The sequence below is a fragment of the Nostoc sp. genome, from assembly GCF_054880495.1.
In genome coordinates this window covers 1-20229 of the sequence record NZ_JBTYKD010000094.1, presented here as the reverse complement: position 1 = coordinate 20229, position 20229 = coordinate 1, and the positions used below count along the sequence as shown (strand labels likewise).

General features: G+C 42.7%; 15 protein-coding genes. 7 read left to right on the top strand and 8 right to left on the bottom strand.

Annotation, left to right across the window (positions count from 1 at the left end; all coding sequences use genetic code 11):
• Positions 1-264: 264 nt before the first annotated feature.
• A complete protein-coding gene (locus tag ACYTXL_RS10450) occupies positions 265-2787 on the bottom strand; it encodes an LAGLIDADG family homing endonuclease (protein WP_461924671.1) in 2523 nt (840 codons plus the stop codon).
• A 408-nt stretch (positions 2788-3195) separates the two neighbouring features.
• Between ACYTXL_RS10450 and ACYTXL_RS10445 the strand changes: the two genes are divergently transcribed.
• Positions 3196-3870: a Uma2 family endonuclease gene (locus tag ACYTXL_RS10445; RefSeq protein ID WP_461924670.1), complete on the top strand. Its 675-nt coding sequence runs from the start codon at positions 3196-3198 to the stop codon at positions 3868-3870.
• A 241-nt stretch (positions 3871-4111) separates the two neighbouring features.
• Here the strand turns inward: ACYTXL_RS10445 and ACYTXL_RS10440 are convergent, their stop codons facing one another.
• The 5 genes from ACYTXL_RS10440 to ACYTXL_RS10420 form a co-directional block, all read right to left on the bottom strand.
• Positions 4112-5500 (bottom strand): AtzE family amidohydrolase, encoded by a 1389-nt coding sequence (locus ACYTXL_RS10440; protein ID WP_461924669.1) that lies wholly within the window; start codon positions 5498-5500, stop codon positions 4112-4114.
• Entirely contained in the window at positions 5497-5685 is a 189-nt protein-coding gene (locus ACYTXL_RS10435; RefSeq protein WP_461924668.1) for a DUF4089 domain-containing protein, read from the bottom strand. The genes ACYTXL_RS10440 and ACYTXL_RS10435 overlap by 4 nt, the downstream gene beginning before the upstream one ends.
• Before the next feature lie 499 nt (positions 5686-6184).
• Positions 6185-6466, bottom strand: coding sequence for a peptidase (locus ACYTXL_RS10430; RefSeq protein ID WP_292796852.1), 282 nt, complete (start codon positions 6464-6466; stop codon positions 6185-6187).
• 123 nt (positions 6467-6589) lie between these two features.
• Positions 6590-7015 carry a DUF4363 domain-containing protein gene (locus ACYTXL_RS10425; RefSeq protein ID WP_461924667.1) on the bottom strand — a complete coding sequence of 142 codons (426 nt, stop codon included), beginning with the start codon at positions 7013-7015 and terminating at the stop codon, positions 6590-6592.
• Positions 7016-7160: 145 nt separating this feature from the next.
• Entirely contained in the window at positions 7161-11915 is a 4755-nt protein-coding gene (locus ACYTXL_RS10420; RefSeq protein WP_461924666.1) for a GAF domain-containing protein, read from the bottom strand.
• A 148-nt stretch (positions 11916-12063) separates the two neighbouring features.
• Here ACYTXL_RS10420 and ACYTXL_RS10415 point away from each other — a divergent pair, with 148 nt between their 5' ends.
• The 4 genes from ACYTXL_RS10415 to ACYTXL_RS10400 all read left to right on the top strand — a co-directional run bounded on the left by ACYTXL_RS10415 (position 12064) and on the right by ACYTXL_RS10400 (position 16500).
• Positions 12064-12387, top strand: a complete 324-nt coding sequence (locus ACYTXL_RS10415) for a YnfA family protein (protein ID WP_334903930.1) — start codon at positions 12064-12066, stop codon at positions 12385-12387.
• Between the two features lie 359 nt (positions 12388-12746).
• On the top strand, positions 12747-14144 hold the full coding sequence (locus ACYTXL_RS10410) for an ammonium transporter (RefSeq protein WP_461924742.1): 1398 nt from the start codon (positions 12747-12749) through the stop codon (positions 14142-14144).
• A gap of 191 nt (positions 14145-14335) precedes the next feature.
• Complete coding sequence (locus tag ACYTXL_RS10405; RefSeq protein ID WP_461924665.1) at positions 14336-15166, top strand: SGNH/GDSL hydrolase family protein; 831 nt, start codon at positions 14336-14338, stop codon at positions 15164-15166.
• 125 nt (positions 15167-15291) lie between these two features.
• Complete coding sequence (locus ACYTXL_RS10400; protein WP_461924664.1) at positions 15292-16500, top strand: 4-hydroxy-3-methylbut-2-enyl diphosphate reductase; 1209 nt, start codon at positions 15292-15294, stop codon at positions 16498-16500.
• 212 nt (positions 16501-16712) lie between these two features.
• Here ACYTXL_RS10400 and ACYTXL_RS10395 read toward each other — a convergent pair whose 3' ends face one another.
• Positions 16713-17870 (bottom strand): trypsin-like peptidase domain-containing protein, encoded by a 1158-nt coding sequence (locus ACYTXL_RS10395; protein ID WP_461924663.1) that lies wholly within the window; start codon positions 17868-17870, stop codon positions 16713-16715.
• A gap of 617 nt (positions 17871-18487) precedes the next feature.
• Here ACYTXL_RS10395 and ACYTXL_RS10390 point away from each other — a divergent pair.
• Together ACYTXL_RS10390 and ACYTXL_RS10385 are read left to right on the top strand one after the other, a co-directional pair.
• Positions 18488-18904: a XisH family protein gene (locus tag ACYTXL_RS10390; protein WP_461924662.1), complete on the top strand. Its 417-nt coding sequence runs from the start codon at positions 18488-18490 to the stop codon at positions 18902-18904.
• Entirely contained in the window at positions 18892-19227 is a 336-nt protein-coding gene (locus tag ACYTXL_RS10385; RefSeq protein ID WP_461924661.1) for a XisI protein, read from the top strand. The genes ACYTXL_RS10390 and ACYTXL_RS10385 overlap by 13 nt, the downstream gene beginning before the upstream one ends.
• 56 nt (positions 19228-19283) lie before the next feature.
• Here the strand turns inward: ACYTXL_RS10385 and ACYTXL_RS10380 are convergent.
• On the bottom strand, positions 19284-20229 hold a 946-nt coding region (locus tag ACYTXL_RS10380; RefSeq protein WP_461924660.1), incomplete at its 5' end, for a tetratricopeptide repeat protein.

Sequence of the window (20229 nt, the reverse complement as noted above, 5' to 3'; positions counted from 1 at the left end):
GGCTTTTTATCCTCTAGTTCTACTGCTTGATTATTTGCAGTAGCTCCGCGTACATTTTGCAAATGTGACTTCAGATAATAAAAGTCTTTTTCACATACGCCCCCGCACTCTTGGAGAGATTATATTCTAGACAGCAATTTTCGATGTAATCTAGTTTCACTCTCTACGCTGTACGGTGTTAAAGGCTTTTTAGTTCCTTTAATTACCACGGGATTAGCATCTCAGCCTTCCCCGTTTTTGCGAGGTTTTTAACGTGAGGCAAAATCACTTACCACACGGATTTAGCCCATACCGAGCCAAACGATGTTCTATCTCATTAGCATTAAGATTTGGATAACGTTCTTTTAACCACTGTTTTGCTGTTCCTTGTTCGTAAGCCTGCAAAAAATTAACTTTCAAAGCTTGTGTTGGCAGCAAATCAATGTTCGATCGCGCCACAGCTTCACCAGCCCATTGAATCGCTCCTTCGCCACTATAATATTGTTTGCGGACGGCATTCAGACATTCTTCTAAGGTTGGCTTGCGGTGAAAAACTCTGGTGTGGTTTGCCATCCTGAGTGCATCACGCTCTGGATCAATTCGCCAGTTGCCATTTTCATCTTGCTGCCATAAGTTATCTTTGGCATCGGCGAACAAACTATCTTCGCTAGAACCTTGCCTCATGCCAGCACTATTATGTGTCAGATAGCCATCACAATAGAAACAATGAGCTTCTTCGACTTCAATATCGTAAGTCTGGACATGATCATAACTCCCCAGTCCTTTAACACTGACTGGAATATCTAGCGAGATATCAGCTTCAACGATATAGCGTTCATAATTGGCATCAAGAGTGCGAGAACCTTGGAATCCCATGTCTCGCATTTCGCTATAGGTGTAAGCTTCCCGCATGATTGCACCAGGGACGGTGAAACCATACATTTTCGAGCCACTGCGTTGGGCGGGTTCCCCGACTTGTTCGCTTTTAGCGTTCCCGCAGGGTAGCAAGTGGCGTAGTCCTTTTTTCACACACCCTTTAACTGAGTGTGGTGCAATGAGTGCGTTGTAACGCTCTTTGAGGGCTGGTATTGTGAGGCTGTACTTAACTTGCCATCCTTGCTGTTGTGGATGGGTAATGCTAATTCTGCCAGCGATCGCCAAACTGGATAAAACTGCACTAACTTGTCTAATAAATGACCGATAGACTGAGGTAACTAAGTGAGGAGGTCGGTTATTCACAGCACCATCACTATCCATTAATCCAGCTAGATAAGCCGCCCTGATATCTACTGAACCCTGCAAAATAAAACTAGGAATTGCTAGGGGAATATTAGGCTGCTTGATATAGCGATAGAAGTACTCAGCTAGTCGAATAGATGAGCAGATTGATTTGGCAGTGTTTTCGCCCTTGATGATGCCATGAGTAGCAGTCAATCCAAATAAAGCTAAAGTAGCATCTATTTTGGCTTTAACTCTAGCTGTGAGTTCCGTATCTAAACTGTTCATTGCCCATTCAACCCGGCCATAAGGCTTATCATACTTATTGCGACCAAGAGCAATATAGCCGTCACCGTGGGTTAACCCAATTAGCCAAGCAACCTCAGCTGTCAATTCGGGAATTACAAACGACTTAGCTGTACGACTGTTTGAGGGTAGAGATTCAGTAAAATCAGCAGGTAGATGGGTAACTGTACCAGGTAGAACTTGTGTGTTGTGCAGTAGGCGATCGCCCTCAACTAGACTTGCAATGGACTTCCAGGTAATTTCCCCCTGAGCATTTGCTAGAACTGCTTGTCTGTGGTTTAAAGTTGCTCTAGGGTAAGTCGCATTAGTTTCAATTTCATAGACATCCTGAAATCCTTGGTCAAATTTATCAACAACTCGCCGAAATCCTAAAGGAGTTTGTACTAAGTCACCCACTTGGACATCGCAAATGGGAATAAGACCTTTAGAAGTATGAACTAAGGCATCTTCAGGTAGACAGCGGCGAATATTACCAGCAACAATTGTGACAGCCGCTTGATCAATTAACAAACAGCATTCAATTGAATTTAATTGCCGTCCTACAGCTTTATTCAGAATAGAGGCACAACGCTGATAAAGTCCGGGTAATTTCACAGGATTAGCAACTCCTCCAAAGCCGTTAAGAGTTTCTCCGGCTTTGCGGACATCGCTGATATCAACTAATACTTCAACTTCTGTTGAAAATTGTTGATCAGTGGAGAGTTCCAACAGGGTTTGATATGATTCAACCCAACCTTCACGGCTATCTCCAACGTGAATAGTGACGCTGTTGCCTTCTATATGAGTTTCAGTATATTCACGTCGTAATTGCACAGGAGTGCTGCCAATTTCACCTTGTACAGTGACATTCAGATGATTACGGATGGGGGGTAACTTGTTAATGAATTGTGGTTCTAGGACGGCTCCAGTGCCACAGCCCATCATTGCCAAATCCATCATTAATCCGAAGGCACTCCAGTCTTCGAGATTGGTAGAGGTGCAATTATAAGCCCCGGAAAAGTTCTTCGGCTTGGTGATCCAGTCTGTACCACCAACCCATAGCCAGCGTCCACTGGGCATAGCTTTCAAGTTGCGCTGCATCTGGTCGAGTATGGCAGCTTCTTCTGGAGTTAGCTTTCCCAGCTTGATTAAGCCGAGTAGAGTGCGATCGCACACGTCATCCCATGTTTCCCTTAGTCCCGCCTTTGTACGGCGGCTATAGGTTCTAAAAAATACGGGATTCGCAGCTGGTGCAGTTTCGGGAAAGTTTGCACTCTGGCGTTTTCTTTCGAGTTCTCGAACCATATATTAGGTGTCTTGCGTTCTGGTTGCGTGCGGACAGATTATGACTATACGCCAAGTAGTTTGAGTATTAAAGATTGTCAAATTGTCCACTTTACGCTAGGGATAGACCGTAATATTTGCAACAAAAATTTATGATGTATAATGTCCCTCACCCTTGGATAGAATCTCAATATAGAGTCTTAATAAGCACCGAGAATTACCCAAAACAAAAACCTCACCCTGTCCTAACAAACATCCCTCTCCTTAGCAAGGAGAGGGACAGGTTATGCGTAGCATAACCAGGGTGAGGTTTCTTTGGCCTTGTGTGTACAACCACGCTAGCCTCAGAGTGCAGGGGTTCCGTGAGAGGTCAGAAAAAGTTGGAGATCGCATTATGATCGAATTATTCAGAGAATCGGTAAATCCATCATGTTAGAGTACGATCCATTAGCTTGCTTGCCCTCTTCTGAGGAGCTACCAGACTCTGACGATACCCCTGTGGATAATGAATTACAAGATTTGATTCCCGGTTTACTCAAAGCTATATTGGCTATGGCTTGGGCAGAACGGATGGATTGGTTTTTTGGCGTTGATATGGGTATTTATTATCACCCAGATTTACCGCCGATAGTAGCAGATGGGTTTTTGAGTCTGGGCGTTGAGCGATTTTATGATGAAAACCTCCGCCCCAGTTATGTGCTTTGGGAAGAGAGGAGAGTCCCAATATTTGCGCTGGAAGTGGTATCTAGAAAATATCGCGGTGAATACTCGACTAAGAAGCAAGAGTATGCAAAGTTAGGGATTTTATATTATGTAGTTTACAACCCAACTCGTCGCCGCAAAGCCCAATTAGAAGTTTACAAGTTGGTTAATAATCTCTATCAATTACAAGATGAAAATCCCCTTTGGCTACCAGAGATTGGTTTAGGAATAGGTATGGAACGGGGAACTTATTTAGGCATTCCGCGCGAGTGGTTATATTGGTATAACCAGCAAGGGGAAAGGCTTTTAACACCAGAAGAACAGGCAAAACAAGCCCAACAACGCGCCCAATTATTAGCAGAAAGATTGCGATCGCTCGGTGTAGATCCTGATTCTCTATAGATGCTTGAGTATTTATAACCACAGCTTAAGTTGTATTAACCACAGCTTTAAGTTTACTTATAACAACATCAGCGTTTGTAACCACAGCTGAAGTTGTATGAACCACAACTTCAAGTTTACTTCTAAAAAGTTGAGGGTTCTTAATGTATTGTGTTAAAATTTGTAAGCCGATACAGCAAAGTAGCGAATATATGCTCTGCGATCGCTCTCAAGTAAAATAGCGATTTTCAAATGATTAGTTTTAGTTGATAGCCTTGAAAATCACTGGTGCTAAAACTACACCTTTTGCCTCTAACGCAGCCGCAACCCGTAAAATTAACGCTTCGTTATATGGTGCTGCGATCAATTGCACACCTAAAGGTAAGGCATTTGGGCGCTGAATTGGTACTGATAAAACGGGTAAACCGATGAAAGATAATGGTTGAGTAAATAGCCCTAAATGAGGACGGACAAGAATTTCTTCGCCATCCAAAATCATCGTTTGTTGACCAATTAGCGGTGCAGAAATTGGTGTTGTTGGGGCAAGAATTACATCCACATTTTGAAACACTTCCCGAATGCGATCGCGGTACCATCTTCTAAACCGTTGTGCTTGGAGATACCAGCTACTAGGAATTAACGCCCCAGCCAAAAAGCGATCGCGTGTAGCTGTGTCAAAATCTTGAGGACGACTTTGCAGTTTTCCCAAATGCAGATTTGCACCCTCGCTAGCTGTAATCACAAACGCTGCTGCACGGGCGCGGTGTGCTTCTGCTATGGTTACGTATTCAGTCACATCTAAAGCATCAGCTACTTTTTGGACTGCTGCTAAAGCTTCCGGTTGTGCGCCTTTGGTGAAATAATCAGCTGCAATTACAATTCTGATATCAGATATATCTTGTTTGAGTTGTGATAAAACCAATTCAGGCGGACGCTTTGTACAAATTGGATCGCGATCGTCTTCTCCTTGAAGCACATCAAACACTATGGCGATATCCTGCACCGAACGCGCAAAAGATCCAATATGGTCAAAACTGCTAGAAAATAAAGCTACCCCAGCACGAGATAAGCGTCCGTAAGTTGGCTTCAAACCAAAAACACCACACAACGCCGCCGGAACGCGAATAGAACCATTAGTATCAGAACCCAGCGTCAACGGTACTAACCCAGCAGCAACAGCCGCCGCCGAACCACCCGATGAACCACCAGCAACTCGTTGTAAATCATGGGGGTTGTGAGTAGCACCATAATGGGAGTTTTCCGTCACAAACCCATAAGCGTACTCATCCATATTCAAAGCGCCAACCAGCACCGCACCTGCTTGTTTCAGCTTCGCCACTGCTGTTGCATCTTGGCTAGCTGCTGGATTTTCTGCATTAATTTTCGATCCCGCCAGAGTTGTTAAACCAGCAATATCGAAGAGATTTTTCACCGCAAAAGGCACACCAGCCAGCATTCTGGGATGATTACCTTGGGCAATTTCCCTGTCAATGCGGGCTGCATCTCTTAAAGCTGTTTCAGCAGTCACAGCCGTAAAACAGTTGAGTTGATTATCGCATGCGGCGATTCGGGCGATCGCAGCTTTGGTAACTTCCACCGCGCTAACTTTACCTTCACGCACAGCAGCAGCTATTGATACAGCATCATTCATGGTTCAAAAACTGGTGCAACTTCAATATCCTCCGCTAAGGGAAACTCATTTACAAGATTAGCGATCGCCCTAATTCTCTCAAAATTTGCCACCACACCATCACGATACTCATCTCTTAACTCCAAATCCAACAACAACCCCATTTGGTCAACATAGTCACCCACATTAAACTCTTCTCTTCTCATCTCTCTTCCTTCTCTGTGAGACGCTGCGCGAATGCGCCCTTGTCTACGAGACGCTCCGTGAACGCGCCTTCTCTACGAGACGCTCCGCGTAGCTTGTCCTCCGCAGGAGTACGCGGTTCGTTATTCTAAATTTATAGCGGTTTTCGGCCTTTGTGAGGCACAAGAACCCCATCCCCGCCTGCCTACGGTGTACACACAAATCGAAGTAAACTACTAGGGGAAGGGATTTGAAGGGGCAAAAGAGAGTGGAAAATCCAATAAGAATTCATGCTCAACTGTAAGCAAGCGAGCAGGGAGACAGGTTTTGCGTAGTATAAAAACAAAAACCTCACCCTGTCCTAACGGACATCCCTCTCCTTAATAAGGAGAGGGACAGGTTTTGCGTAGCAGAACCAGGGTGAGGTTTATTTGAGCTATTGGATAAACCGTAAATTGCGGAGAGACTTGTGTGTACAGTGTAGGCACGCATTGGCATGGATTGAGTAAAGCTATGTCTTTTCTAATCTCTCTCGGATTTTGGCCTTTTCCTGCCAAACAAACTAGTCATACTTAATCCAGTAACCAACAACCCCAATAGTCCTAGTCCGTTCAAAATCGGGTAGATTCCCCCTAAACCGAAGATTTCACCACGATGAATCGAAAGCAGTAGACTACGCGGAACTCCAAGATTAGCTGACCACTCACCTACCAGCGTAACCGCAATCCCAGTTAACAATGTTAAAGCAAGCGGTAAAGCCAAAATAATTGCTAGAGTCCGGTGGTATTTGCGAAATGAACGCATTATCCAAATTCTCCAGTGGAAACTATAGCAGTTTGCAACTTGATAAGGTACAAAACTATTTATCTCAAAGTCAGATTTAAAGCTTGTTTTTTTACTGTCTTTTGACTCTTGCTGATATGTTAATTAACCTTTAGAAACAGTGGCGATATTTGTGTCAAGTGTTTGTAACCCCTTAAGAGCTTTCGCTTTATCTTTTACTTTCAGCGCACCCTTCACCTGGGTTGCAGCATCTTCGATCACATTATAGGTTTTTGAAGATTTAGTTTTGACACCATCCTCAACCTTAGACCAAGAGTTTTCAAACTTATCAAATTCCTGTTGAGCTTTGTCAAACTTTCCGGCTGACACCGCAGTTTTTGTATTTGAAACTACACTGACCAAAGTACCAAAACCTCCCTGCGTAGCACCAGGAGTTTTGGATACTGTTGTTGCCGCAGTAGTTTCAGTGGCAGCAGGAGTCTGGGTAGCAGATTCTTGAGCGCTGTTGCATCCTACCAATGTCAGTAAGCCAATTGCAGTAACGGGGATGATGTAGATTAAGCGTTTCATCACAAATACCTCTGGAATAATCATAAATCGCCAAGTACTGACGGTATCAGCTACTATATCAGCAAACCTGTCCTTTAAAGTTGCTGGAGAGGTTTTCGTTCGCGCAAATGCTGCAATCGGTTGTTTTTACATCTTAGTTGGGGGTTTATGCCGCATCATTTTTAATTGCTAATAAGGTATTATTTATTGCTTTCGTTCTGTTTAAAAAGTCTTGAATTCGGTTGACAAATTCTTCTAATTCTGAAACTAAGTTGATAGTACCTCTACGCTCTTGACAGTAAGCCAATTGTTCTAATTTGTCAGCTACTAGGTACATAGTTGTGGCTCCAATGTTGGCACTAGCACCTTTAAAGTGATGAGTTTCTCGCGCAATTTGCCCAAAGTCATGAGATGCGATCGCTTTTTTAATTATCTCTAAACGGGGTTTCATATCTTCAACGCATATTTGCAATAGACTTAATTCAAATTCTTGATCATTTCCCGATATTCGATGCAAGTGTTCCCAATCAATTGCGAGGTCAGAGTAAACTATCTGTTCAGACACAACTGCCTCTTGCTTTGAGAGAATCACGTCTGTCCAATGCTCTAAAGTCACAGCCAATTTTTCTTTAAACACTGGCTTACTCAAATAGTCGTCCATTCCGGCATTGAGACACAATTGTTCGTCTTCTTTCATCGCATTAGCCGTCATCGCAATCACCACAGGACGACGACGCAAGACAAAAGCATCCTCTTGCCAACGATGAATTTCTTTTGTGGTTTCCAAACCGTCGAGAATTGGCATTTGGCAATCCATTAAAATCAAATCGTAAGGAATTTTTTTTAATAGCTGCAAAACTTCCTTTCCATTCGCAACGACATCGGCTTTGTAGCCCAAACTCTGGAGTTGCTTCAAGGCAACTTTCTGATTCACCAAATTATCTTCTGCTAGCAGAATTCTTAACTTGAATTGAGTAGAAGGGTTGGGGGAAGAGGAAGTAAGAATGCTTGAAGTTTCTCTACTCTGGATTTCTTCTGTAGCCTCTAGCCTCCAGTCTCTAGCCCCTTGTTCTGATTCTGGCTGAGTTTCTAAAATAGTTATGAGCGTATTCAGGAGTCGTGATGCCTTAATGGGTTTGACCAAATAAGCAGCAATTCCGATTTTCAGCGCCTGCTGCACTTCATCCCGGTGATTACTAGAGGTGAGCATAATCAAAGGTATCTCAGCAATTGCCAAATTGGCTTTAATTTGTTGGCCTATTGTCATCCCATTTGTTTTGGGTATTTGCATATTAACTAAGACGATATGATATGATTTACCCTGCTCACCAGTTTCCTGAATAACTTTAAGCGCAGCAGCAACACTGTCAGCGTAATCTACCTGCATTCCCCAATGAGTCGCTTGATGGGAGATAATTTTGTAATTAGTAGTGTTATGATCCACCACTAACAAGCGGCGATTGTGCAAAAGTTCGCGATCGCTCTTGGCGTTGGTATTCGCGTAGCGTGTCGCAGACAAGCCATCGTATTTTGGCAAAACAGGCTCAACTTGCTTCGGAAAAAGCACCTCAAACCAAAAATTAGATCCTTTCCCCATCTGACTTTCTATCCCAATCACTCCTCCCATCAAGGTTACAAGTTGTTTACAGATGGCTAATCCCAAACCGGTACCACCATATTTGCGAGTCGTAGAATCATCAACTTGGGTAAATGGCATAAAGAGTCTGCGTTGGTCTTCACGACTAATGCCAAGACCCGTATCTGTGATCGCAAAATGGATGGTGGCTGTAGTAGAGGAAAGGGCTCGCAATTCGGCTTGCACTAATACTTCGCCAGCGCTGGTGAACTTGATCGCGTTGCTGATTAAGTTCATCAGAATTTGCCGCAGCCTACCAGCATCTCCTTTGAGGTAAATGGGGACGTTATGCTCAATCAGTGCGGCAATTTCTAACCCCTTGTTATAGGCTGAAGGAGCCAATAATTCCACCACTTCTTCTACACAAGTAGATAGGTCAAAATCTAGACTTTCGAGAGCCATCTCTCCAGCCTCAAGTTTGGAAAGATCCAAAATCTCGTTGATTAAACTTAAAAGGGCATCTCCACTACTACGAATTGTTTCAATAAAATCTCGCTGTTCTGCGTCTAAGGGAGTATCTAACATTAAACTGGTCATTCCCAATACAGCATTCATGGGAGTGCGAATTTCATGACTCATATTCGCCAAAAAGGCACTTTTCATCTGAGAAGCTATTTCGGCTTGGCGATAGGCAATTTCAAGTTCTTGTCGCTGACGAGTTTGTACTGCTAATAGTTCGGCTTGGGCTAAGGCAATACCTAATTGGTCGGCTATTTCGCGCAAGAGATGAGTTTCAAAGCTAGACCAGTGGCGGGAATTGTTAGACTGATGAACTACGAGTAAACCGCGAAGTTCTTGTTTAACCAGAATGGGCACAACCAAATTGAATTTGACCCCAAAGTGTTGCATTAATTCCAGATGGCTTTGTTCAACTTCCGGCAGATCCAAATTAGCTAGCCCCAAAATCCGTCCTTGACGGTACTGCTGTAGATAGTACTGTTGGAGATATTCGGCTTGAAAATAGGGGAGGGTGATATTTTCCTCTTTGATTGCTGCTAAACCAGAAACTACAGCTTCAACAACGGTGGTTACAGATTCATCGGGTAAAAACTGATAGATCAAAACTCGGTCAGCCTGGAGAATCTTTTGCATCTCCTGGACAGTGATTTGGAGAATTTCTTCGATTTGCAAAGACTGGCGAATCTTCAGGGTGATTTCGGTAAATAGTTGCGATCGCAAGTTTTGGCGTTGTATTTCTTCTTCAGCCTGTTTACGCTGGATAAACTGCCCCACTTGCTCACCGATAGAATTCATCGTTTTGATCAAATCTTGGTCAGGTGGCTCGATTTCCTGGTTGAAGCAGGTAATCACACCGAGGATTTTGTTACCGATGCGGATCGGAAAACCGAAGGCTGCGTGTAGTTGTACTTGATCGCTGATTTGGAAGCGGGAGAAACTGAGTTCTTTAACGACATCAGCAATCCAAACAGCTTCAGAACTCGCCCAAACACCACCAGGTAGTCCAATTCCTGGTGGAAACGTGGTTTGCCGATTCAGTGTTTCAAACTCTTGCACCTCAAAGGATGTTTTATGCCATGTATCGAGAAAACGCAGCACATTTGCTTCCTGATCTACCATCCAAATTTCACCCAAATCCCATCCCAAACTCTCGCAGATTCCTTGCAGGATTTGGTGAGTGGCTTCGTCCGTCGTAGCGGAATCTGCTAAAACGCGGGTTGCAGCATATTGTACACTCAGAAGCCGTTCAGATCGTTTGCGTAAGCGCAGATCCTCGTAAACATCGGTGATGTCAATGCCGGTGCTAACAATGTATTCTACCGCTCCTTCATAGTCTTTTAAGGTGGTATCTGACCAGGCAATCAGTCGCCGACTGCCATCCTTCATTAGCCAATAGTTTTCGTACTTCAGCAAGCCTCTACCAGCTTTCAATTGCTCAAAAACTGCTTTGACAGGCTCCACCTCTTCAGGAATTATAAACAAGTTCCAGAAATACCTATCCCTCACCTCATCGAAGGAGTAACCTGTTGTTTGCTCACAAGCTTGATTGAAGCGAACGATTTGCCCTTGAGAATTGAGAACTATTACCAACGCGCTGGCTGTATCCAGGACTGCTGAGATAAAGTTGCGTTCTTGGTTTAAGGTTTGTTCTGTTCTTTTGCGCTCACTCACCTCACGATAGATGAAGTAGTAGACTACAGCAAGAACGATAAAACTTAGGCAGATAGCGATCGCAAGTGTCAGAATTGTGTTGTGAGTCCGAACCCTTGCTACTTGTAACAGTTGCTGAAGCCGCCCCATTTCCTCGTTTTTGATCTCATAAATGATCTTCTCGATATCATTTATGAGATTTTGTTTATCATTTCTCAGTAATACTTGCAACGCCGATTCTAATCCCTTGTTCTGGCGCAACTTGATAGTCTGTTTTAGTTCAGTAACTTTAGCCGTTGTCAGAGATTCAAGCGTTGCGATCTGCTGTCGTTGCTTCGGTTGATCTGCTGTTAAACTCTTCAGCTTGGCAATTTCTTGATCGACGTTATTAAGTGCTGTTTGATAAGGTTTTAAATAAATTTTTTCTCCACTAAAAATGTAACTACTTTGTTCAGTTTCGGCATCCTTGATCTGGAACAGTAGTTGGTCTAGACTTTTGAGTTTTTGGTAAGTTTTTTTGGCTATACTACGATTATTAGTAGATCCTATTGTATTTTGATAAGAAACCATGCCAATCAGAACTAAAATTACCGACGCCAAACCAAAACCTGCTGCAATCTTTTGGAAAAACTGCTTGGGTACGTTCTGCGCCTGTTTGTCTTTCTTGGTAACAAGTGCCAAACTTGCTAAATTTCGGCGCAATTCCAGTTGCTTCATGACTTGACGACCCAAAGCTCGTAATGCCTCCACTTGTTCTGGAGTAAGTTCTCGTGGTACGTAGTCAATTACACATAGGGTTCCGAGCACGTATCCCTCAGGATTATTCAGAGGTACACCAGCATAAAATCGAATATTTGGATCAGATGTTACCAGTGGGTTTGTAGCGAACCGCTCGTCATCTGTTGCATCAGGCACAATCAAAACATCAGGCTGTAAAATAGCATGGCCACAGAATGCCAAATCTCGATGTGTTTCTAAGGCATCCAAACCGACATTTGACTTGAACCACTGACGATTTGTATCAATTAAGCTAATTAAGGCAATAGGAGTCTGACAAATATACGAGGCTAGATGGGTGAGGTCGTCAAAAGCAGCTTCAGATGGCGTATCGAGAATCTTATACTCCAAAAGTGTCTCGATTCTCTGTGCTTCGTTATCAGGTAATGGTGCTTTCATCCTTAAGCCTTATCTATATGGGAACTGGGGAAGGAAATAAGCAATGCCCAATGCCCAGTTCAACAAAGTTACTTTAATTAATGACAATAGTTTAGTTAAAAGTGTTAGCGTAATTTCACTGAGTTCGGCTTATTCAAAAATCGCTCAAATGATTAAGTCCCTGCTGTATTTTTTGTGGGCTGGTTTATTTGAAATCGGCGGCGGCTACTTGATCTGGTTGTGGTTGCGTGAAGGGAAGCCCTTCTGGTGGGGCATATTGGGGGGAATTGCTTTAGCTTTCTATGGGATTATTGCAACTCTTCAATCGGCAAATTTTGGCAGAGTATATGCGGCTTACGGTGGCGTGTTTATCGCAATGGCAATGCTTTGGGGTTGGAAGGTAGACGGGGTAACTCCAGATCGCTACGACCTAATGGGAGCTTGTTTAGCTTTCGTGAGTGTTTTAATTATCATGTTTGCACCCAGAACTTAAGTCAATTTTCTTCTATATGAATTTTGATCAATAAGTTTTATAAGACAAGCTTTTAAACAGATAATAACCTCACCCCCAACCCCTCTCCTTACTAAGGAGAGGGGAGATAAAGTACAGCTTTATCGGGGTGAGGTTTTCCTCGTTTCGATGCTCTGCATGGGAACGAGAGAAGCAGTAATTTACACACCTTTATTTAAATTTTGGCAACTACAATCAGGATTATATTTTTGTTAACATTTCCAGAAAATTATGGTTAAGTATCTTTTAAGACAAAAATGTGTCAACAAAAGTAATCAAATGTAGTTAAGAATACAAATCCTTAGTCTTAGAAAGAAAAAGAAGTGTTGAAGAAAGTTGTGATGATTGGGGCTATCACCCTACTGTTTTTGGGAGTCCCACTGGTGGGCAATGCTTTCGCCCAAACACCAGTCGCTCCTGTGCCGACTGCTGATACTGGAGATACGGCATTTATGCTGATTTCAGCAGCACTCGTGCTACTAATGACACCAGGATTGGCATTCTTCTATGGTGGATTTGTGCGATCGCGTAACGTCCTAAACACATTGATGATGAGCTTTGTGTTGATGGCGATCGTGGGTGTCACCTGGATTCTCTGGGGCTATAGTCTTGCCTTTGCGCCCGGTTTACCGTTTATCGGCGGATTGCAATGGTTGGGGTTGAATGGTGTTGGGTTAGAGATCAGCGATTATCTCAAAGGGTCAAACCCAGCGGAAGTCGTCTCCTATGCCGGAACGATTCCCCACCAGGCATTCATGATCTACCAAGCCATGTTTGCGATTATTACCCCAGCCTTAATTTCTGGAGCGATCGTAGAGCGGATGAGTTTCCGCGCCTATTCGCTGTTTGTCCTACTGTGGTCAACCTTTGTTTACGCTCCCCTAGCCCACATGGTCTGGGCGAAAGGTGGATTTTTAGGTTTGTATGGTGGTTTGGGTGCCCTCGACTTTGCAGGTGGCACAGTAGTTCATATTAGTTCTGGCGTTTCAGCTTTAGTCGCTGCGATCGTCCTTGGGCCTCGAAAAACCCATCCCGATCGCCTTAGCCCACCGCACAATGTCCCCTTCATTTTGCTGGGTGCTGCCTTGCTGTGGTTTGGCTGGTTCGGCTTCAACGCTGGCAGTGCCCTATCTGTTGCTAGTGGAACTTCTGGTAATTTAGTCACCAATGTGGCAACAACCGCCTTTGTTGCCACCAATGCGGCGGCGGCGGCGGCAGCTTTAATGTGGCTAATTTTGGAAGCAGTTTTACGGGGTAAACCGACAGCCGTGGGAGCGGCTACCGGAGCCGTTGCTGGTTTAGTTGGCATCACTCCCGCCGCCGGATTTGTCACACCGCTATCAGCGATTTTAATTGGTTTGATCACCGCCTTTGTTTGCTTCTATGCGATCAGTTTCAAGCACAAGCTAGAAATTGACGATGCTTTAGATACCTATCCCGTGCATGGCTTTGGTGGTACAGTGGGCGCAATTTTAACGGCCATCTTTGCCACGACTCAAGTCAACGGAGCAGGTAAAGACGGAGTGCTACGTGGTAATTTTGGTGAATTGGGAGTTCAACTAGCAGCAATTGCCGTTGCTTATGCGATCGCAGGTGTTGGTACGTGGATTATTCTCAAGATTATTGATGCGACAGTCGGGCTGCGAGTCAAAGAGGAAGCTGAATTGCAAGGTTTGGATATCAACGAACACGGTGAAGAAGGTTACAACTCCGAGTTTGGCGATCGTCCGACTCAGTAAAGAGTGGGGAGTAGAGACGCGATTAATCGCGTCTCTACAGGAGTTTGGAGAGACGCGATTAATCGCGTCTCTACAGGAGTTTGGAGGGAAGAACTTTCTGTTTGCTTCCCCCACTCCCTAGTTTAAAATTAGGTAATTTGCGATCGCTAGCGTTAAAATTTGATTCAAATAATTGGTAAATTTGGCTAGTCGTGTCTACTTCTGCAAAAACCTTTCCGATCTGGGCATTTTTATCGCTGTTAACCAACGGCATCCTCATGTTGGCGGTCATCCTGCTAATTTGGCAACAGCAAAGATTTACCGCTTTTTTTGGGGGGATAATCACATCCCCGGAGTCAATTAACCTGGACAACTCACCCGAAATTTCTACACCTGATTTGGGTCGCCATCACCAACTCACTTACCAAGAGTGGGTAGACATCCTCAAGCAAGAAGCCAACGTCGCTGCTGACCAACGTCCTCCGCATTTAACCATACTGGCGGGAGATTCTCTGAGTTTGTGGTTTCCCCCTGAGTTATTACCCGAAGGTAAAAATTGGCTCAATCAAGGAATTTCTGGCGAAACCAGCAATGGACTCTTGAAAAGATTGAAGATATTTGACCGCACCCGGCCAGAGGTGATTTTTGTGATGATTGGCATTAATGACCTAATTGGAGGGATAAGCGATCGGGTAATTTTAGATAATCAGCGGCAAATTATCAATTACCTGCGAAAGGTACATCCGACAGCGCAAATTGTTGTCCAATCGATTTTGCCACATGCAGCAGAGTCAGCAACTTGGAAAGGACGCGATAAACTTCTGGCTGTTACTAATAGTCGGATTCACGAGTTGAATCAACAACTGCAAAGCATATCTACCAAAAAAGGTGTCAAATATCTTGATTTATATCCCCTGTTTACGAACAAGCAAGGTAATCTCCGCCGCGAATTTACTACTGATGGCTTACACTTAAGTCCTGAAGGCTATATAGTTTGGCGTTCTGCATTGCAGATTTATAGCAATATCGAATTAAAACCCTAGCGTTAACTTGCTTCGGGGGAAAAAGGGTAAAGTACAAAAAGAAGTAATATCTTTGAATACAACTCTGTATAAATCGCGTCTGGGCGCGAGAAAATAAAAAATAGTGGTTGAAGTAGACAAATATAATGGATACAAAAGCTTTTAAGCGTAGCCTCCAACATTCAGAAAATTACAATCGCAAGGGTTTTGGTCATCAAGCAGAAGTTGCCACCCAGTTGCAATCTGAGTATCAGAGTAACTTGATTCAGGAAATCCGCGATCGCAATTACACCCTACAACAAGGTGATGTGACGATCCGATTAGCACAAGCTTTTGGCTTTTGCTGGGGTGTAGAACGGGCTGTGGCAATGGCCTACGAAACCCGTCAGCACTTCCCCACAGAACACATCTGGATTACTAACGAGATTATCCACAATCCGTCTGTAAATCAGCGAATGCAGGATATGGAAGTAGAATTCATTCCCATTGAAGCAAATCAAAAAGACTTTTCGGTTGTGGGAACTGGTGATGTAGTCATATTACCTGCTTTTGGGGCTAGCGTTCAAGAAATGCAGATACTTCACGAGAAAGGCTGCAAAATTGTTGATACAACTTGTCCTTGGGTATCTAAAGTTTGGAACACAGTAGAAAAGCACAAAAAAGTCGATTATACTTCCATTATTCACGGTAAATATAAGCACGAAGAAACAGTTGCTACTAGTTCTTTTGCTGGCAAATATTTAATTGTGTTGAACTTGCAAGAAGCGGCTTATGTTGCTGATTATATTATCAATGGTGGGAACCGGGAAGAATTTCTGACAAAATTTGCTAAAGCTTGTTCAGCAGGATTTGACCCTGATCAAGATTTAGAAAGAGTTGGCATTGCAAACCAAACTACGATGCTGAAAGGCGAAACTGAGCAAATTGGTAAGCTTTTTGAGCGGACTATGTTGCAGAAGTATAACCCTATTGAGTTAAATCAGCATTTCCAAAGCTTCAATACTATCTGTGACGCCACCCAAGAACGCCAAGATGCGATGTTGGAGTTGGTGCAACATAATTTAGATTTGATGGTAGTAATTGGTGGGTTTAATTCCTCGAATACTACTCAATTGCAACAAATTGCTTTTGAGCGCGGAATTCCTTCTTATCATATTGATACTGTTGAACGGATTAAATCAGGATATTCCATTGAACATCGGCAATTAAATGGGCAGTTAATAACTACAGAGAATTGGTTGCCAGATGGAGAAATTGTTGTGGGAATTACTTCTGGTGCTTCTACACCAGATAAGGTAGTAGAAGATGTGATTCAAAAGATTTTTGCAGTCAAGGCAACAGCAGTAGTAGTTTAAATTGTCGGGGCAATTCATTAATTGCCCCTACAGCGTATATTTTTTTGTAAATCCTAAATAAATTAACGTGAGTTCGATGAACCTCTCCCTCCCAGCCTCCCTCTCCGTTTCGGAAAGGGAGGAGCAAGAAAAATTCCGCTTTTTGCTCCCCTCTCCGCGTCGGAGAGGGGCTGGGGGAGAGGTCAAATAAGACTTGTCGAACTCACGTTAAATTACTTCTGAGATATCACTGCCCGTAAGCTGTAACTACCAGATTCTCCCGCTTCAAAAGTGTTAGCCAACAGATAATAGATACCATTTTCTGGTAAGGTAACAGTTAATCGAGAATTAAAATCCTTTGGGGAAATGTCGTCATTTTCTGCTATAAGTCGTTCTTTAGCAGGAAGCAGCAAGTATAAGTGAGAGTCTATTTGGTCACTATCCATCTCAATAGTTATCTGTTGACCTGCTTTACCTTCAAAGACATAAGTGTGAAAATAGCTATTATTTGGTAAAGTGCGATCGCCATTTTTCAGACTTGCTTGTAAAATTTGACCATTCAACGGTAAATCCGTGTCTTCATTATTACTAGGTTGTTTACGCCCACTTGCTAACTGAGCATTACCTTGTTCTACAGCTACCAAAAAAGGCTGGATTAATTCTGTAGGAATTGCAAAACTAATACCAATAAATCTTTTTATTTCAGTATCATTGAAAATTGCACTATTGACACCAATTACTTGCCCATTAGAGTTGAGGAGTGGTCCTCCAGAATTACCAGGATTCACAGCCGCATCGTGTTGGATTAAGCCTAATTTTTTATCAATACGACTGATAACACCATAGGTTAAAGTATTCTGTAATTCCAGACTTAGGGGAGTACCAATAGCATAGACAGATTGACCTACTTGTGCTGAACCGGGTGTAGCTAAACGCAGGTAAGGGAGATTTTTTTGATTGCGAATCTTGAGTGCGGCTAAATCTAAACCTCCAGATCCAAAACCAACCACATCAGCTAAAACTTGCGTACCATCAGCCAGTATTACTGCAACAGTTTTAGAACTATCTTCGACAACGTGAGCATTAGTTAAAATTAGACCATCTGGACTGACAATAAAACCACTACCATGTCCATCTGTAGTAACGATCGCAACTACAGCCGGACTAGCTTTTGCATATAGCTGAATCCGGTTTTGTTCTTCAGAATTTTCGGCGACAAAAATAGTTGATTTGATTTTTTCAGCCTGTTTACCTAATAAAGTAGGTTCACATTCTTGAGGGCTTTTGGCAATAGCAGGTAGTTGGCAACCAAATAAACTACTAATACAAACTCCCCCAATAACAGTTGTCAAAATTGCTGAAGTTCCTATTGTTAAAAATTTTCTGTTCATTTTTTAACCATCCTTAATAAGTGAAATAACCTTAGTAACAAAAAAATCCGCGTGCTTTATAGCGTTTCCTAATCGAGGTACATAATAGCCCCCTCCTCGCTTGCGGGGAGGGGGTTGGGGGTGGGGTTCTTGTACCTCACTCAACCGAGAACCGCTATATGTTCAGGAGACAGTTTTAAAAATCGTTCTTTTCCTACTCTTCTCTGGGCTTCTGCGTGAGACATAAAATATTTAACTTCTTCTACTAACAAGTATCTTATTCTGATTCAGCGAACCAACTCGCAATTTGAGAATAAATTCACCAATGGAAGATATTACACTATTTGAGTGAAGTTTTTTTCAACATTATCAGCTTCAGTTTCGCTAACAGACTTCAGTCTGAGGCTACTCCTAGACCCCCAGAGAGAGGTTTAAGGGAGGGTACAAACCCTGGCAAGCTTTAAACATTAAGACGCTACAGGAAGTCACTTTAGTATCCAGAGTTCGGGAATACAGAGAATATCGATGAGGTCACGCATTGACTTTACCAGTGCTATATTTAGAGACAATACCAATTGATAATACCCTGCGGGAAACTGCACTTCGCGCGTCTAAGTAATTAAGAAAGTTATATTTGAATGGCTGCAAGAGATATTTTTCATGGTGCTGTTAGAAAAGGGCTAGAGAAAGAAGGTTGGGTGATTACAGATGATCCTCTAGAAATTGAAGTCGGTGGACTTGAAATGTACATTGATTTAGGTGCAGAGCCGATATTAGCAGCTGAGAGAGCAGGAGAGAAAATAGCGGTTGAGATTAAGAGTTTTCTTGGTGCATCAAATATTTACGAATTTCATACAGCATTGGGTCAGTGTTTCAACTATAAAATTGCTCTAGAGATTCAAGAACCAGAACGAGTTTTATACTTGGCTGTTCCTTTAGGAACTTATAGCAGCTTCTTCGCATTGCAATTTATTCAAATTGTTATTCAACGCTCCCAAGTAAAGTTAATCGTTTACGATCCAGTGAATGAGGTGATTGTAGAATGGAAAAATTAGAGCAATATCGAGGTTATATTCAAGAGTTATTGGCAGCTTATGCTAGTCGAGGTTCGTCAAAAAGTGAAATAGAAAAACAAGTCATTTTTGATCCTATTCACGATCACTATCAATTAGTCTACGTAGGCTGGAAAAATCGACGACGGCAATATGGCTGTGTTTTGCATCTTGATATCAAAGATGGGAAGATTTGGATACAATACGATGGGACTGAGATTGGCATTGCTAATGATTTAGTAAAATTAGGAGTCCCAAAGGAAGATATTGTTTTGGCATTTAATGAACCGTTGGTAAGGCAATACACGGGATTTGGTGTGGGTTAAAAAGGCTAGAAGCACTGCCTATTGCTGTTATTAATTTGTTTGGTTATAAACACAAACTATTGCTTTGTTCGCAATGCTTGGATAGTAGGATGGGAAAGGAGTTTTCGCGCCTCATCAATTAGGTGTGTTCCCCAAAGATTTTGCTTGAGAACCTCGACATCAGCAAAACTTTTATCTAAATGCAAGGCGGCTTGTGCCATGTTGAGAGCTTTTTGTTGCTCACCTTTGGCATATAAAGCAACGGCCAATGCCATTTGCGGTTCTGCTACACTGCTATTGATCTGAACAGCTTTTTCCCACTGCCCAATTGCTCCATCTACATCTCCATTTTCATATTTGATGTAGCCAACATTGATGATAACTGCTACTAATTTTGAATCTTTAGCAAGCGCCTGATTGTATTCTGAGAGTGCGGCGCGATCGTTTCGTTGTATCTGGTAGATAACACCCCGCCCAAAGTATGCGTTAGCATTATCAGGCTGAAGTTTAATAACTTGGTTATAATCTGCTAGTGCTGCTTGATAATTTTTTAGTTGAGCGTAAACATTACCCCGCCCAAAATAAGCGTTAGCATTATCAGGTTGGAGTTTAATACCTTGACTATAATCAGCTAGCGCCCCTTGATAATTTTTCAATTGAATGTAAACATCACCCCGCCCAAAATAGGCGTTAGCATTATCAGGCTGAAGTTTAATACCTTGATTGTAATCTGCTAATGCTCCTTGATAATCTTTCAACTGAAAATGGACAACCCCCCGTGCCAAGTATGCTTGTACATTATCCGGTTGGAGTTTAATACCTTGATTGTAATCAGCAACAGCTAAATCCCATTTTTTCTGCTCATAATAAACATTTCCCCGATTTTTGTAACCTTGAGCATCCTGAGGATTAATCACAATGACTTTGGTGTAATCAGCAACAGCTAAATCCCATTTTTTCTGCTCATAATAAACATTTCCCCGATTTTTGTAACCTTGAGCATCCTGAGGATTAATCACAATG

Excerpts from the sequence above, each read along its gene's own strand:
- ACYTXL_RS10450 (WP_461924671.1), bottom strand. The coding sequence starts at position 2,787 with ATGGTTCGAGAACTCGAAAGAAAACGCCAGAGTGCAAACTTTCCCGAA.
- ACYTXL_RS10445 (WP_461924670.1), top strand. The coding sequence starts at position 3,196 with ATGTTAGAGTACGATCCATTAGCTTGCTTGCCCTCTTCTGAGGAGCTA.
- ACYTXL_RS10440 (WP_461924669.1), bottom strand. The coding sequence starts at position 5,500 with ATGAATGATGCTGTATCAATAGCTGCTGCTGTGCGTGAAGGTAAAGTT.
- ACYTXL_RS10435 (WP_461924668.1), bottom strand. The coding sequence starts at position 5,685 with ATGAGAAGAGAAGAGTTTAATGTGGGTGACTATGTTGACCAAATGGGG.
- ACYTXL_RS10430 (WP_292796852.1), bottom strand. The coding sequence starts at position 6,466 with ATGCGTTCATTTCGCAAATACCACCGGACTCTAGCAATTATTTTGGCT.
- ACYTXL_RS10425 (WP_461924667.1), bottom strand. The coding sequence starts at position 7,015 with ATGAAACGCTTAATCTACATCATCCCCGTTACTGCAATTGGCTTACTG.
- ACYTXL_RS10420 (WP_461924666.1), bottom strand. The coding sequence starts at position 11,915 with ATGAAAGCACCATTACCTGATAACGAAGCACAGAGAATCGAGACACTT.
- ACYTXL_RS10415 (WP_334903930.1), top strand. The coding sequence starts at position 12,064 with ATGATTAAGTCCCTGCTGTATTTTTTGTGGGCTGGTTTATTTGAAATC.
- ACYTXL_RS10410 (WP_461924742.1), top strand. The coding sequence starts at position 12,747 with ATGATTGGGGCTATCACCCTACTGTTTTTGGGAGTCCCACTGGTGGGC.
- ACYTXL_RS10400 (WP_461924664.1), top strand. The coding sequence starts at position 15,292 with ATGGATACAAAAGCTTTTAAGCGTAGCCTCCAACATTCAGAAAATTAC.
- ACYTXL_RS10395 (WP_461924663.1), bottom strand. The coding sequence starts at position 17,870 with ATGAACAGAAAATTTTTAACAATAGGAACTTCAGCAATTTTGACAACT.
- ACYTXL_RS10390 (WP_461924662.1), top strand. The coding sequence starts at position 18,488 with ATGGCTGCAAGAGATATTTTTCATGGTGCTGTTAGAAAAGGGCTAGAG.
- ACYTXL_RS10385 (WP_461924661.1), top strand. The coding sequence starts at position 18,892 with ATGGAAAAATTAGAGCAATATCGAGGTTATATTCAAGAGTTATTGGCA.